The organism is Paenibacillus qinlingensis (assembly GCF_013204845.1).
Lineage (GTDB): Bacteria > Bacillota > Bacilli > Paenibacillales > NBRC-103111 > Paenibacillus_E > Paenibacillus_E qinlingensis.
This window is the reverse complement of the sequence record NZ_JABMKY010000034.1, coordinates 1-14059: the sequence shown is the minus strand read 5'-3', so window position 1 is coordinate 14059 and position 14059 is coordinate 1. Positions and strand designations below refer to the sequence as shown.

General features: G+C 45.0%; 11 protein-coding genes. 3 read left to right on the top strand and 8 right to left on the bottom strand.

What is annotated here, in order from left to right; all coding sequences use genetic code 11:
- Positions 1-76: 76 nt before the first annotated feature.
- Complete coding sequence (locus HQN88_RS34375; RefSeq protein WP_173120775.1) at positions 77-808, top strand: suppressor of fused domain protein; 732 nt, start codon at positions 77-79, stop codon at positions 806-808.
- Here HQN88_RS34375 and HQN88_RS34370 read toward each other — a convergent pair.
- The 8 genes from HQN88_RS34370 to HQN88_RS34335 all read right to left on the bottom strand — a co-directional run bounded on the left by HQN88_RS34370 (position 805) and on the right by HQN88_RS34335 (position 12213).
- Positions 805-1032: a helix-turn-helix domain-containing protein gene (locus HQN88_RS34370; RefSeq protein WP_173120773.1), complete on the bottom strand. Its 228-nt coding sequence runs from the start codon at positions 1030-1032 to the stop codon at positions 805-807. The two genes, HQN88_RS34375 and HQN88_RS34370, sit on opposite strands and share 4 nt — an antisense overlap.
- 168 nt (positions 1033-1200) lie before the next feature.
- Complete coding sequence (locus HQN88_RS34365; RefSeq protein ID WP_173120771.1) at positions 1201-3351, bottom strand: hypothetical protein; 2151 nt, start codon at positions 3349-3351, stop codon at positions 1201-1203.
- A gap of 27 nt (positions 3352-3378) precedes the next feature.
- Positions 3379-4863 carry an ABC transporter substrate-binding protein gene (locus tag HQN88_RS34360; protein WP_173120769.1) on the bottom strand — a complete coding sequence of 495 codons (1485 nt, stop codon included), beginning with the start codon at positions 4861-4863 and terminating at the stop codon, positions 3379-3381.
- On the bottom strand, positions 4860-5786 hold the full coding sequence (locus HQN88_RS34355; RefSeq protein ID WP_173120767.1) for an ABC transporter ATP-binding protein: 927 nt from the start codon (positions 5784-5786) through the stop codon (positions 4860-4862). Before HQN88_RS34355 ends, HQN88_RS34360 begins: the two co-directional genes overlap by 4 nt.
- Before the next feature lies 1 nt (position 5787).
- Positions 5788-8697, bottom strand: coding sequence for an ABC transporter permease (locus HQN88_RS34350; protein WP_173120858.1), 2910 nt, complete (start codon positions 8695-8697; stop codon positions 5788-5790).
- A gap of 5 nt (positions 8698-8702) precedes the next feature.
- Positions 8703-9803, bottom strand: coding sequence for an efflux RND transporter periplasmic adaptor subunit (locus HQN88_RS34345; RefSeq protein WP_173120765.1), 1101 nt, complete (start codon positions 9801-9803; stop codon positions 8703-8705).
- Complete coding sequence (locus HQN88_RS34340; RefSeq protein ID WP_173120763.1) at positions 9766-10536, bottom strand: ABC transporter ATP-binding protein; 771 nt, start codon at positions 10534-10536, stop codon at positions 9766-9768. The genes HQN88_RS34345 and HQN88_RS34340 overlap by 38 nt, the downstream gene beginning before the upstream one ends.
- Positions 10537-10905: 369 nt before the next feature.
- On the bottom strand, positions 10906-12213 hold the full coding sequence (locus tag HQN88_RS34335) for an MFS transporter (protein ID WP_173120761.1): 1308 nt from the start codon (positions 12211-12213) through the stop codon (positions 10906-10908).
- Positions 12214-12368: 155 nt separating this feature from the next.
- Between HQN88_RS34335 and HQN88_RS34330 the strand changes: the two genes are divergently transcribed.
- Together HQN88_RS34330 and HQN88_RS34325 are read left to right on the top strand one after the other, a co-directional pair.
- Positions 12369-13091 (top strand): siderophore-interacting protein, encoded by a 723-nt coding sequence (locus HQN88_RS34330; protein ID WP_173120759.1) that lies wholly within the window; start codon positions 12369-12371, stop codon positions 13089-13091.
- A gap of 35 nt (positions 13092-13126) precedes the next feature.
- Positions 13127-13657, top strand: coding sequence for a MarR family transcriptional regulator (locus HQN88_RS34325; protein WP_173120757.1), 531 nt, complete (start codon positions 13127-13129; stop codon positions 13655-13657).
- Positions 13658-14059: the final 402 nt, after the last annotated feature.

Sequence of the window (14059 nt, the reverse complement as noted above, 5' to 3'; positions counted from 1 at the left end):
TACATTAAAACTAAATATTCCCAAATTCGACAAATTCCGATATAGTAATCTTAAACCTATTCCAGAAGGAGTCACAATGAATACGAAAGAGCAATCATCAGGTGGTAGCACCATATATCGCCATCAAGCAACTGATCGACCTTATACATTCGCCAAAGGAGATGAAACTTCGTTTGAGCTCATTTCTCAGCATGTGGAGAAGTACATCGGGCCGATCCAATCGGTATTTCATGAAATCGTCTCCGACTTGGTTCATATTGACATCCTTTACGTCGCTCCGACGAAAGAACGTAATTACATAACATTGGTAACCTCGGGTATGAGCAACCTACCAATGACTGTCCCTGAAGGAGCAGAAGCCTTCCGCTATGCCGAACTTATCATTTGTCTCCCACCAGATTGGGAGCTATCGAACGAAATCATCCAAAAAGAAGAAAATTATTGGCCTATTCGCATCCTTAAAATGTTAGCCAGACTCCCTCACGAATACAACACTTGGCTGTATGCAGCCCACACCATTCCCAATAATAACCCACCCGAACCGTATGCAAGCAATACGAAGCTGATGGGCATGATGCTAACAATCCCCTCTATTGTGGAACAGATTAATGAGTTTTTCACACTAACTGTCTCGTCAGACAAAGAAATTCATTTTTTTAGTTTAACACCACTCTATAGCGAAGAAATGGACTATAAGCTTAAGCATGGTGCCGAGGCACTATTCGAAAAACTCGACAAAGCAAGCGTTAATGAGCTACTTGATCCTCGACGTAAAAATACTTGCAAGAAATTATTCGGCTTATTCTAACTAGGACCAGAGCCCACCTCAATCAACTCATACAAGTCTCTCACTTGGCAACCGATGGTATCCGCAACGGAAATCGCCACTTGCAAGGGCATGACTCTCTTATTTTCCATATAGTCAGCGATCCGCTCAGACTTATACAACAGGGCTCGTGCTAGTTCTTCCCTACCCATACCGTGCTCAGCCAAGCGTTGTTGTAGTAAACAACGACCCAGTTCAAATTTCATTCGCGGCTAACCCCTATCCAAAAAATTGTTACCAACAGCCTCGCCAATGTTAGAAGCTTTTATTCGCAGTAAAAAACCCAGCCTCAGCATTCACAAATAGTGTATGCCTAGGTTGGGTTTACAAGCAAAGATAGGAAATCTTGCTTTAAGCGCTTTGATTTTGGGCTTTTAGTCCGTAGTAATAAACCAATCAGCCTTTTGTGTGGCTAGCAGCTTTCGTTGACCTTGGAATTCGTCATAGATGCTGAGTGAATACTTTTGTAGAAACTTCGTATTATAAATGAGACCGGGATCTGGAATTGAAATTTTAAAATTATCTCGCTTACCAAGACGAATCTTAACATCTTGATCCGCTGTTGAATCGCCATTAATAACATCGAAATCTTTGAAATCAAATGTCTTCTCAAATCGCTTAATCCCGCCGCCATCCTCAAAAACAAGCAGCAAGTTATGACCTTCGGTATTAATCTCCGTCATTTTCTCTTTGATTAACTCGTAGTTGAATTGCAACGTAAATATACCGTCCGAAATGGATGTGCCTATTTTATCAATCGAGATCGTATACGGGAACAAATCTACATTCTTAAGTGTTGTCCCTACATTGGTCTTCTCATCTGGCAGCCAGTAAGCTATTGGATTCACATAGGAATCTGGAACGGATTTCTCACCTTCCGACAGCTTGCCCTCCGTAACTGCTTCTCCTAGAAGTAAATTCATATTGGTCGTGGAGAATCCCTTCGGAACCGATGCCCAAACATTGAGTAGTGCTTTGCCAGTAGGACTAATCTTGTTCTTCACTTCAACAACGTTTGCCGGGAATACCGTCCCGTCAGACGAACGGAAATTGGCAACGAGCTTGGATACATTCGTGAACCGCTTCTCCAAATTAGTGGCTTCCACCATTGCGGAGTACATGATATTCGTTTTATCCTCATAGGTCGATACGCTCCGAACCCCGTACTTCGCCTTTCGCCCGATATCATTCGATGTATAAAATTGCCCCATACCGATGAATGGAATGGCTTGCAGTTCAGCTTGTGTCGAGAACTCCAGCACATCTGTTGCTGTAGTACTGCCTGTACTTGTACCTGTTCCTGCCGTTTCCCCTTCATTTTCTTGGAGAACTAATTTAATTTTAGAAAACTCGTACGTGTAGGGTACTTTGCCTGCAATTTGCAGATTGACGCTTGCCCCCGCTCCCAACCCAATTACTTTAGCTGTCTGGATAAGCTTAGCATCAATTTTCACTGCGCCATCCAATAAGAAATACCCAGATAATTTCGGTATAGGCAGTGATTCTTCCCCACTATTGCTCAGTGTTAAATCCGCTGTAAGCAGATCCTGATCTTCCCACGGCAATCTGTGCAAACCGTTAAGCTGTGTCGTATACACACCAGATTTACTTGTGAAGGTATATGCCTTCCCTACGGAGCCTCCTTCCTGCTGTGAAACAGTTGGAAGCTGGAAATTTGCAACGGCGACATTCAATTTCAAGTCTGGAATTGTTTCCGCAATCGCTAATTGCCAAGCATCTGCAGCAACAGCAACCGGAATTGAACCGGAGAGCTGAATTTCTTTTGTCTCCTTCGGATTAATTTGCAAATCCTTCAATCCTTTGGCTTCCATCGGATACAGCAGTCCTTCTGAAGTACGGATAGAGAAGAGGTATGCAGGAATAGTTACAGTATGACTTCCAACATTCTCTAAACTCACATACACCGTTGGAACATGATATTTCTCATTCTTGTTACTGACGAACTTTTTAATCGAAGCCTTCACGTTAGTTCCACCCACCGAAATCTCAGATGCAAGACCAGCAGGTGTTACATCTGTATAGTCATCAGGAATGGCTATCTCACCTAACACTCGTTCAAAATTAGATTGGTTGAAATCCCACTTAATGAATTGCACAACGAGATCTTGTAAGTTCGTGCTCGTATTCACATTTGCATAGAACGTTATATCTGTCGTTGAACCGGGAGCTACCCGGTTCTTATCCTTATCTGCCGGAAGTAATCGAACAGAGAATTGATTGCCGGATTTGCTTTTCAAGCGCGCCCAATAATCGATAAATTGCAATTCACTGCTGCCTTCGTTATGGATGGTAATGGTAAATGTCGCTAACCTACCACTTGGATCCTGTAGAAGATGGATCTGTTTCAATGTAAAATAACTGCTTCCAGTCATGTTGACCTTTCCCACATCTAGAACAAGTGGGGAGGGGCTGCTATCGGCCCAGACAGGTGTAATGGCTCCAAGCGTAAGCAGCGCTGACAAGGCTATCGTTGCTACACACTTATGGTGAATTTTGTTGATCATGGGCTATTTTCTCCTTCCTTATCAATCTTAACCCGCGGGAACTGCCACAGCTTGATTCGTCATCGGCTGCATTGGCGCACTTGGATTTTCTTTCATTTGTTTGAGCATGGCATCGCCATCCGTTTGCCATTTCTTAAGCGCATCTCGAGCTGTCATTTTCCCTTGAAGAACATCAGCAAAAAGCTTATGACCAATCTCCTGCACTTGATAAATATTTGGATTATTACGATAAATCTTGGAATTATCCTCAATTGGAGCCGGTGTTACATTGTAAAAAGCTTCCATATGAAAATCTAATCCATCTGTAGGTTTCAAATATTTGGAGCGTGCCACCAACATATTTTGACTACGCGATTTTAGTTTGGCCCACTCATCGCCATTAATGAACTTGATAAACTTCCAGGCATCATCTGGATTTTGCGATTTAGCGTTAATGCCCATAATGCCGTTCATATAAATAGAGCCGCCAACGCCTTTGGCTTCAGGGTGAGAAGGTACTGTGACAACGTCCCAATCAATCGGTGTGAAGCCTTTATAATTGGCTGCATTTTTATTTGCGTTCGTGAGCTGTTGAATTTGGCCATAATTGAGAATCCCCATAGCTAACCGACCCGACATAAAATCATCGTACGCAAAAGGATTATTCTGATCAAACCTTTGATTCATTTGCTTCTGCGGATCTGCTACCGCTGGGAAAACATTATCTTTTTGCAACTGTGCCATTTTGGCCCATACTTTCTCCCACTGGTCCGTATCTACCGTCATCTTCTCCCCAGCATCATCAAACATTTTTAATTGCAGAGGTGCTGTATACATTTGCATGCCGTAGAACAAATCGCCACCCTGGGATTGTGTTGTAAAAGAGAATCCATTGATACGCTTATCCCCTTCACCTTTCGCCAATCGTTTTGAAAGATCAAATGTCTCATCCCATGTCATGCCGTCTTTCGGATAATCAACTCCCGCATCTTGAAACATTTTCTTATTATAAATAAGTGCAGAAGAGCTGAATGTCGGAGCAAGGGCATACAGCTTGCCGCCACCCGCATTTTTCATTCCATCTATTACAGCGGGAACAATGCCTGCCGTATCGAATTTATCTTTCGTTATGCGAGAATCCAATTGTTGTAGCAGATTACTTTCAATAATCTCTGGCAACTGTTCATAACCAAGCATGACCACATCCGGCGGATTATCACTCTGCATCACTTCTTTGAGCTTCTCCATCGGATCTGGCATCTTCTCACCTGGCTGAATGTTTCCGTTCATGAACTTTTCATCCATCGTTGAAATTAATTCTAGCTTGATATTCGGATTAGCAAATTCAAATATTTCAGTGAACTGCTGTGTGAAATATTCATAATTACCACCATACCCCATATTCGTAGCGATCTTAAGCACACGCTCTTGGTTATCGTCGGCTTTTTCCCCTTTTGTGCAAGCAACAGCAAGTGGAGCCATTAAAGTTAAAGTTAAAGTTGTAACAATCGCTTTACGTGTCATGTTTATCATTTTAATTTTCCTCCGACCGTTGGTGAATTCGATGAATCTTTTTCCTCATTTGCCGGTAGTTCTCTTGGTGCTTTAATCATGATCGTATCGCCATCAAATTCCATCGTTGCTTTCCCGTTAATATTCAGAGCGGTCAAATAAGCTTTGGGAACCTGTAGACGACCCGCACGATCCAATACGACATATTCCTCATGAGCCTCAACAGTGAGTCCTGTCGAAATTCCCTCTACATTTGAAATCGAAGGGTTGCGGGCAATAAACTCAGAACTTGTCATCCCATCACGAATAGCTACGACGCGCCCTACTTTGCCTGCCATAGACATATCGTGGGTAACGATCACAATCGTGACACCTAATTCTTTATTCAATCGTTGGAAAATAGAAAGAATCATATCCGCCGTCTTCGTATCTACCGACCCCGTAGGTTCATCCGCAAGCAACAAACGTGGACGGTTTGCTAATGAAATCGCAATTGCTACGCGCTGTTGCTCACCACCGGAAAGCTCTTGCAGTTTATTATTCAAACGGTGGCTAAGGCCGACCCAGTCCAGCAATTGCTTCGCGTAAGCAGGGTCGTAGTTCCCGCTGAGCATCATGGGCATTTCCACATTTTCAAGTGCAGTCAAGTAAGAAACGAGATTTCGCGCATTATTTTGCCAGATGAAACCTACCGTATGTCGTTTGTAATCAACGAGCTGCTTATCTGTAATCTTAAGCAAATCCCAATCTCCGACTTTCACTTGACCTGCAGAAGGGCGATCAAGACCTCCTAAAATGTTCAGCAAAGTAGATTTACCGCTTCCGCTATTTCCAATAATTGCCATTAATTCGCCGTCGTCAATCTGAATATTAAGCCCTTGCAACGCGACAACTTCGATCTCGTCGGTTTTATAAATTTTAACTAAGCCCTCGCAAGTAATCACACTATTTCTCCTCCCCTAGCTTCACTGCCTGATGAACGCGCAGCCTTCTAATGTGTAAAAACAGCAGCAGTGCGCCAGTTAGCATCATGAAAGCAACCACGAAATATAACTGATAGGTGTCTTTGGAATCGAATACGACTCGGAACGGCGGCACCTGCGTCTTTACATTCTGGGAAGTTTGTAGAAAGGGAAGGAAGAAATAGCTCGTTAGCTTGCCAATTACGATACCTAATACAATAGATAGACCAGCCGTGAACCCTTGCTCGAGCAACAACATACCCGTCAGTTGCTTACGAGAGAGTCCCATAGCACGCAGGACACCGAATTGTACAACCCTGCTTGATAAGTTAAAGAACCAATAGAGCATGTAACCGATCAAAGACACAACGACAGAAACAAGGAAACCCAAGCTAAGAATACCGAATACACCGCCTCTTGCTGGGAGCTTCTTCTGGACGATGAGCTCATTGCGTACATCCTTGATGGAAGCAATTTCAATCCCTTTGGCCTGTAAAGCTGTAACGATCGGAGCCACTTTAGCGTCCGGTTTCATTTTGAGCCATACCTCATAGGGTAAAATTGGTGCTTGATCGTAGATGTAATCCAGATTTGCTACAAAAAATGGTGTCTGATCCGGATATTGAGCCGGCCAATACGGTAATATTCCAACAATCACGAATTCCAAGGGCTGCTGTCCGATTGTAATGGAAAGCAAATCACCCTCCTTCAGCGCATATTTGTTAGCATAACTGGATGGAATGATAACGGCTTGCTCATAGCTGCCTAGCAAATTCAAATATTGATTCGGATGGGCAGGGAATAAGTCAGGTCGGAACCACGCTACTTTAGCGAAATCCGTATTATCGATCCCCATAATCGTTCCCTGCCCGGTAGATTTACCGGAAACGACGACATTCCCTTTGGTTTGCATCACTCTGGCAGCAGCCTGAACGCCTTCCAAATCGCGGAATACTTGAAATGGCGGCTCAACATAACGTATTTTGGTGGTGGTTTCCTCACCAGGCTTCGGGCCGCCTTGACCTTGACCTTGGTTTTGGCCACCGCCTGAACCGGCCCCGCCGTTTGCCCCATTACCTCCTTGAGCTTCGCCGCCTTTTCCACCTGCGTTCGGATCCTGCGGTACATCATCGGAGAAACCCTCCCACACGGTTTGTATCACGACGTCGGTACCATATTGGTATAAGATTCGCTCCGAAGAGTTTAAATCTATCGTACGTGCAGCCGAGGAATTGTACACGCCAAGACCCAGCGTAAGAATGAGCAGCAGCATTAGCGGATAATATGCTTTGGCTGAACGAGACAGTTGAACAAGCGTTAAATAAAGCGGCACGGGCAGAAACTTTCGGCCAAACCAACCGAACAACCGCAGCAGCCACGGAAAAATGCGTAGAAAGAACAGTCCCAATGCGAAGATCGAAAGTGCTGGGACGAAAAACAGCAGCGGGTGCACTTGAAGTTGATCCGTTGTCATGCCTGTTTGCACCGATAATACTTGACGTTGGTCAAATAAGTAGAACCCATACCCAACTATCCCCAGTAGGACAATGTCGAGAAACCACCGCTGCCATAGTGGCGAACGGTCTGACCTTGCAAGCTGCTGCTTATAGTTGACGATTGAAGATCTTGCGAAAAGCACAGCTGGAATAACGCTGGCAAGAATCGCAATGAGAACAGCCAGCCCACCGTAAAGCATCGCTTCTGGTGTAAAGCTAATCGGAATCGACTTTCGATCCACGAAGGTTAGGAACCCACTGGTAGAACCAATGCTCTTCGCCATGAACCAGCCCATAAACGGTCCGATCAACAGCGCAATCACACCTAATAACAATCCTTCTAGGAAGTAAATTCCTACAATTTGATTCGTGCTGCCCCCACGACTTCGCAAAATCGCAATCACTCCGCGCTGTCGATCCAGCGATTGTCTGGCATTCATCATAATATAATAGAAGACCATGGCAATCATCGGCGCCGCCAATGTGAATAATAAGATCTGCATCTGTAGGCTCTGAGCTTTAAATTCAGTTAGAATCGGTTTGAAGGATACATCTACCTTGGTATTCTTAAGTTTCTGGAACAAGTTAATATCGAGTCGTTCCAAACGACTCTCTAGCGGTGACAATTGACTTGTTTGAATGTTGCGCAGATCGAAAGCATAATACCAATTGGCAAGTTGCAGCGGAATCTTCTTCTCCGTTAGCAACGTCTTCATAAATAGATCATCGCTAATAATAAGTGCATTAATTAATCCTTCTAACCCTTGGAACCAATAGGCACTCGTTTCGTCCTTCGGTTTGAAGGAACCTACGATCTTCACCTTAAGCAATTGACTGCCGCTTGCGCTTGCAACGGAGTAGTTAAACACGTCCCCTACGTGCAAATCATTGCGAAACAAAGCTTCTTCTAGGACGACAGCTTCCACTTGGCCATTTTGTAGTTGCCCAGAAGGCATACGTCCATTGGACCAATCGACTTGATCCTGTAACCCGCTTATGGATGTTAACGTCATTTGACGGCGTTTACTTGGATCGGCTTTTGTCCCCTCAGCAGGAGATAATTGAGCCCCTTTGATTGCATAACTACTTGCATATGTATGTATAGGAAAAGCAATATCTTTGGGAACATCCTGTTGAATATACGTCTTGATACTCTCCAGATCATTCAAATCTGCACGTTCTGTTCCTACTGCTTGATACCGCATAAGTAGCGAGCCTGCGGGAAGTCCCTCACTCTTTTCTTCTAAAGACTTGGCGACGACACGCTTCAGTGACCCATCGGCATACATGGGAATGCTCGTGGTGAAGGCCACGGCCATGACAAGACCAAGCAGGGTGCTGAGCGTTAGCCAGCGGGTATTCCACATTTTCCGAAATAAAAACCGCAGCATCGGCATGGACATTAGCGACCTACTACTTTCTGTCCGGCTGTGAGACCCTTTATGATTTCCACATCGGTAGACGTCTGCTGACCAATTTCTACATCCACTTCTTTCTTATTTCCTTGGGCATCAACCACTTGCACGTAATTTCGACCCGAATAGGAACGTAGTGCTGCAAGCGGAATTGTCGTGGCGTTTTCTTTCCTCTGGGTAATAATCGTCACGCTTAGCGGCGTACCGCGATTCAGCCCTTTGGGAAACTCATTCAACTGAACAACCAAATAGTTATCAATCGTATCCTGTTCCCCTTGTTGCCCCTGACCAGGGAATCCGCCGTTACCATTGTTGTTCCCAGCTTGTGGATTTGGAAGCTGCTTTACTTTCCCTTTGTGCCCACCAGCTGAGTTGATATCCACCTGAACTTCCATGCCGATAGCCACTTTCTTCGCATCATCAGCACTAATGCTTGCAGCGACAGTTAGTTCATTCAAATCAGCGAGAGTTGCTACAGATTCCCCGGATTTCACGGTATCACCTTTCTTAGCAGTTACGGTGACAATTGTTCCACTGAACGGTGCGAGCAGTTTCGCTTTACTCACTTGTGATTCAAGCTTCGTCAGCTCCTCACGTTTCAGTTCAAAATCAATCTTCGCCTGCTCGACTTGTTCAGGAGACATTTCGTCAGCCTTGCGAAGCGTTTCGATCATCGTCAGCTCGTCCTTACGTGTTTGAAGCTTCTTCCGTTTTAAATCGCTCTCGATATCCGAGAGGTCGAGCTCTGCAATCGGCTGTCCCTGTTCAACAGAATCGCCATTTTTTACAAGTATGGCACTTATCCGTTTGGCAGACATATCTTCGGAGAAGAACAATTTTTCTTCTTGCAAGGCCATTAATCGCCCGCTCCCTCTCACTTTCGTCTCAAGGGTTTCTGTTTTTACCGTATATTCAGGCTTTTTCGAAAGCTTAGGTGGATTAATCGACGGAAGCGCTTCTTCATCCTGTTCCTTCGGCAATAGGGCGCATCCCGAAGCAAGAAGGAGCGTGGAACTTAATAATAATGCTGCTAGCGGTCTCATCGCCCACTTACGTGACGAATCTTCCGTCCACCATTTCATAAACATGATCGGCAACCTCCAAGATTGTAGGGTCGTGTGTGGTCATACAAATCGTGACTTGCTCTGTAGCGATGATACTGCGGAAAACAGACATAATCTGGGCACCCATCTGGGAATCCAGCTCAGCCGTTGGTTCGTCAGCCAATATGAGCGATGGCCGATGTGCAATAGCTTTGGCGATCGCGACACGCTGCTGCTCCCCGCCGGAAAGCTCATAGGGACGATGATGCATCCGTTTGCTAAGACCGACAAGATCTAGGCAATGATGTACCCGCTCTTTCCACTGAGAGCGAGGCGTACCTGCCATCCGCAGCGCCAACTCAACATTTTCCCAAGCAGATAGCAACGGCATTAACGCATAGGATTGGAAGATAAAACCAATATCCTTACGACGGATCAACGTCCTCTCATCATCACTGCTTTGGTGAAAGGCATGCTCTTGAAACAAAATCTCCCCCTTCGTTGGTAGATCCAGCCCCCCAATTAAATTAAGCAGCGTTGTTTTCCCCGAACCTGATCGACCTTTGAGCATAACAAGCTGCAGCGGCCTCAGCTCCATGTCAATTCCTTTCAGGACATCTAGTTGCTGACCCCCAACTTGAAAGGAGCGATGCACATCACGTACCGTCAACAAAGGTGAATCGGACTCAATGATGCGGGAGGCAGCGTTGTTAGAAAACGGTTCTTCTTCAACAGAAAAAACCTCCAATGTGCTTTTTTTACGCAACCAACTCGCCATATTGTTAATTTCCCTTTCATTTCCAAAGTATCCGTATGATAAAGTAGACGGAGCTAGTTATTAAAAAGTTTCAAGAAAATTAGGAATTTTATCTATTTATTTGGATGATAATCCCATTTAATTGATACATTGGAATATACTATTAATTGGTAAATACATCCATATACCTAAATACCTATTTATCACATAAAATAAACGACTACACCATCCTAGTAGGACGTATCACAGTGTTTATGGAAAAATATAGCCGACTTATTAGTCAAACATATAAATTCTTATATTTAAACAAAAAGACGGTTCACCGCCAACTTCTTGGCAATCAACCATCTATTGAATGAATCGCTAATTTTCGTTTTTTTTGAAAAATGACTACTTAAATGATTTGGTTACACCTTCGCGGCTACTCGCACTCCCTCTACGCGACCAAATCACAACAGGGATCAGCAACAGAGACAGGAATCCCCCCGCCAAAGACAACCAAGCAAAGCTTGAATGAGCAACAACCATGCCTGACAAAGCTCCGCCAGACGCTCCCGCCAACGAGACTAAGACATCAACAGTTCCTTGCGTCCTCGCACGTGTTGCAGGTGTTGTCGCATCAATAATCTGTGCAGTACCGCTGATCAGACCGAAGTTCCAGCCAAGTCCGAGCAATGCCAGCGCAATAATGAGCCAGAACATCGAATCCGCTGGCGCCCACGCGGCAAGCAAACCGGCCAATAACAACGTAACTCCCGATGCACAAGACATGAATATACGCCCGAGTTTATCCACAAGTATCCCTGTTACCAGAGAAGGCAAAAACATCGCCGCGACGTGAATGCCAATTACCATGCCGACTGCATCTAAGCCATGTCCATGATGCTTCATATGGATCGGCGTCATCGTCATGATCGCAACCATGACAATCTGCGTCAACACCATCACCGTGGTTCCGATGAGAACTCCTCGGTCACGTCCAGCTGGTGCTGAAGGTTTCGCAGAAACTCCTCCTTGCGTTGGATTCGTTGCCTGCGCTTCGGCTATTGCCTTAGCTACAATATAAGGATCTGGACGGAGCCTAATCCACAACACCAAGCCCGCCAGCACAAAAGCCGCAGCGGCTAGCATGAATGGCCCCGCAAGCGCTGGAGCACCGACAGATGTCGCGAATCGCCCCATCACTCCGACTAAGTTCGGCCCTGCGACTGCACCGAACGTCGTGAAGACCATAGCTAAACTGATCGCTCTTGCTCGCTGCTTAGGCTTAGCTAAGTCCGTTCCTGCATAGCGCGCTTGAAGATTCGTCGATGTTCCTGCGCCGTAGATCAGCATCGAGAAGAACAAGAGTGGCAGGCTACTCGCAGCAGCAGCGAATACGACGCCCATGGCCCCTACTCCTCCGGCGAGAAAACCTGCTGTCAAGCCTATCCTCCGACCGTAACGCCCCGATAATCGTCCAACTATCCAGGCGGACGAAGCAGCGCCAAGCGTCAACAATGCGGAGGGGAGGCCAGCTAAACTATCCGTTCCTAGCATATCTTGCGCAAGCAGGGCTCCGACCGTCACACCTGCGGCGAGCCCTGCTCCGCCAAATAGTTGAGCTATAATAACGATAAGTAACGTTTTCCGATAGAGCTGCTGTTGTTTTTCTGGAGAATGCTTATATGTTTGAATCCATTCGCTGCCTTCAGCCATCTCCTAATCTCCCTCCCTGCTATGAAACGTCTTTTGTCATATCATACCTGTGTCCGGCGTTATTGGCTATTTCAAATTACTTAATTTCATTGCCTTATCCTGCCAATCATGTTACATTGTTTCCTAGGAAACCAGAAATCAAAGGGGTTGTTTCTATGGGAGTTTTAGAAAACTTAGGCAAACGAATTTCGCGTAAAGCTATCGTCACGAATAAGCAACAAATTGCTGAGCATACCTTCCGAATCACGCTTAAGCTCCAAGACTCGAAAGGTTTGTCCTACACCCCCGGAGAGTTTCTCCGCGTTTTAGTAGGCGTCGATCAATCTGTCAAACTAACTGAGATGGTTCGAACCTACTCCGTTTGGGGATATGACGCGGCATCACAGACCATCGATATGGCGGTTTGTACATTTTCCTCCGGCTCAGGTGCAAGTTGGGCTAAGCGTCTACAAAAAGATGAAACCGTATATTTCACTGGACCCAAAGGGAAGTTTGTGCAAGATGATTCCGGTGACTACTACATCCTTATCGGAGATATCTCCTCTTTAGCCCATTTATATGAAATTAATCGCCATATTCCTCCTCACAAAAAAGTATATAGTCTTATTTATGCTGATCATGAACAAGACTTTTTCGCCGATCTGGATGGGACATCACCACTCTCCTTTCTTACCCTGCCACCTAATCCCGTACAGCAGTTAATTGAACAAATTGAACTGATCCTCAAGCAAGCACAAGGAAAAGGCCTGGTTTACGTAGGCGGCGACGGACGCGTTTGTGTGGAGTTGCGTAACTATTTGAAACAACATCACCAATGGGATAGCCGTCAAATCAAGGTAAAGCCATTTTGGATGCCAGGTAAAACTGGACTTGAATAACGTTACGCTATAGGGCAACTCGGAGGCTGACACACGTGAAAGATCATGACAAACACCATTTATTTATTAGTTTGCAGAAGGTATATCATCAATTAGAAGCCGTAGAAGAGATGGAAAAGAAGCTGATGGTACAGCTTGCTCAGAGGTGGGGGATTGCCAATGTGACTCGGGACTTAACCATGTCGGAAGTCCATGTTGTTGAACAAATTGGGCATGCGGGTTCGATTAATGTCACCCGACTTGCTGAGAAGATGACCATGACCAAAGGCGCCATTACCAAGATCAACACAAAATTGCTTGCCCGTGATTGGATCGAGAAAATCGAATTTACTGCAAATACGAAAGAAGTCCATTACCGGCTCACAGCCATGGGCTTGCAAGTGTACCAAGCACATAATCACTATCATGAGATGGCAGAGAAACAATTCCATCAATTCCTTCAGCCCTATTCTGAGGCACAGCTCGCCTTCTTAGCGACCTTGATGGGGGACGTATCACAGGCTTTGGACGATTCCATGGATAAAATAGATCGCTTACTTTCGGCATCAGAAGATTCCGATGGCTAATCACTCTGATCTACGCGAATAAAGGGGCTGCCCAAAAAGGCAACCCTGAGGAAGGCTTGAGGTTGATTTGTAGCTTGTGAACGCAAGGTAACTGCCGATTCATCTTTAGATGCATAAACTACAGCTAATTCGCTCTAAACTGATGTATTTTCGTAATTAGATGGAAAAAGTACATTTAATTTGTTTGAAATTTGAAAAATCGAGGACATCGAAGGAATTTAACTACAGGGAATACAGTTAATCTTTCGAGTTCGAGAAATCCGCTTCAAATAGCTGGAGAAATGAAACTAGAATAAAAAGTAGACACCTCGTTAGGAGATGAGGATAATAATCTTATCAGGAGGTGTTCATTTTGGGTGAACAGCGGCAAAGGTATAATGATGAATTTAAACAACAGACGGT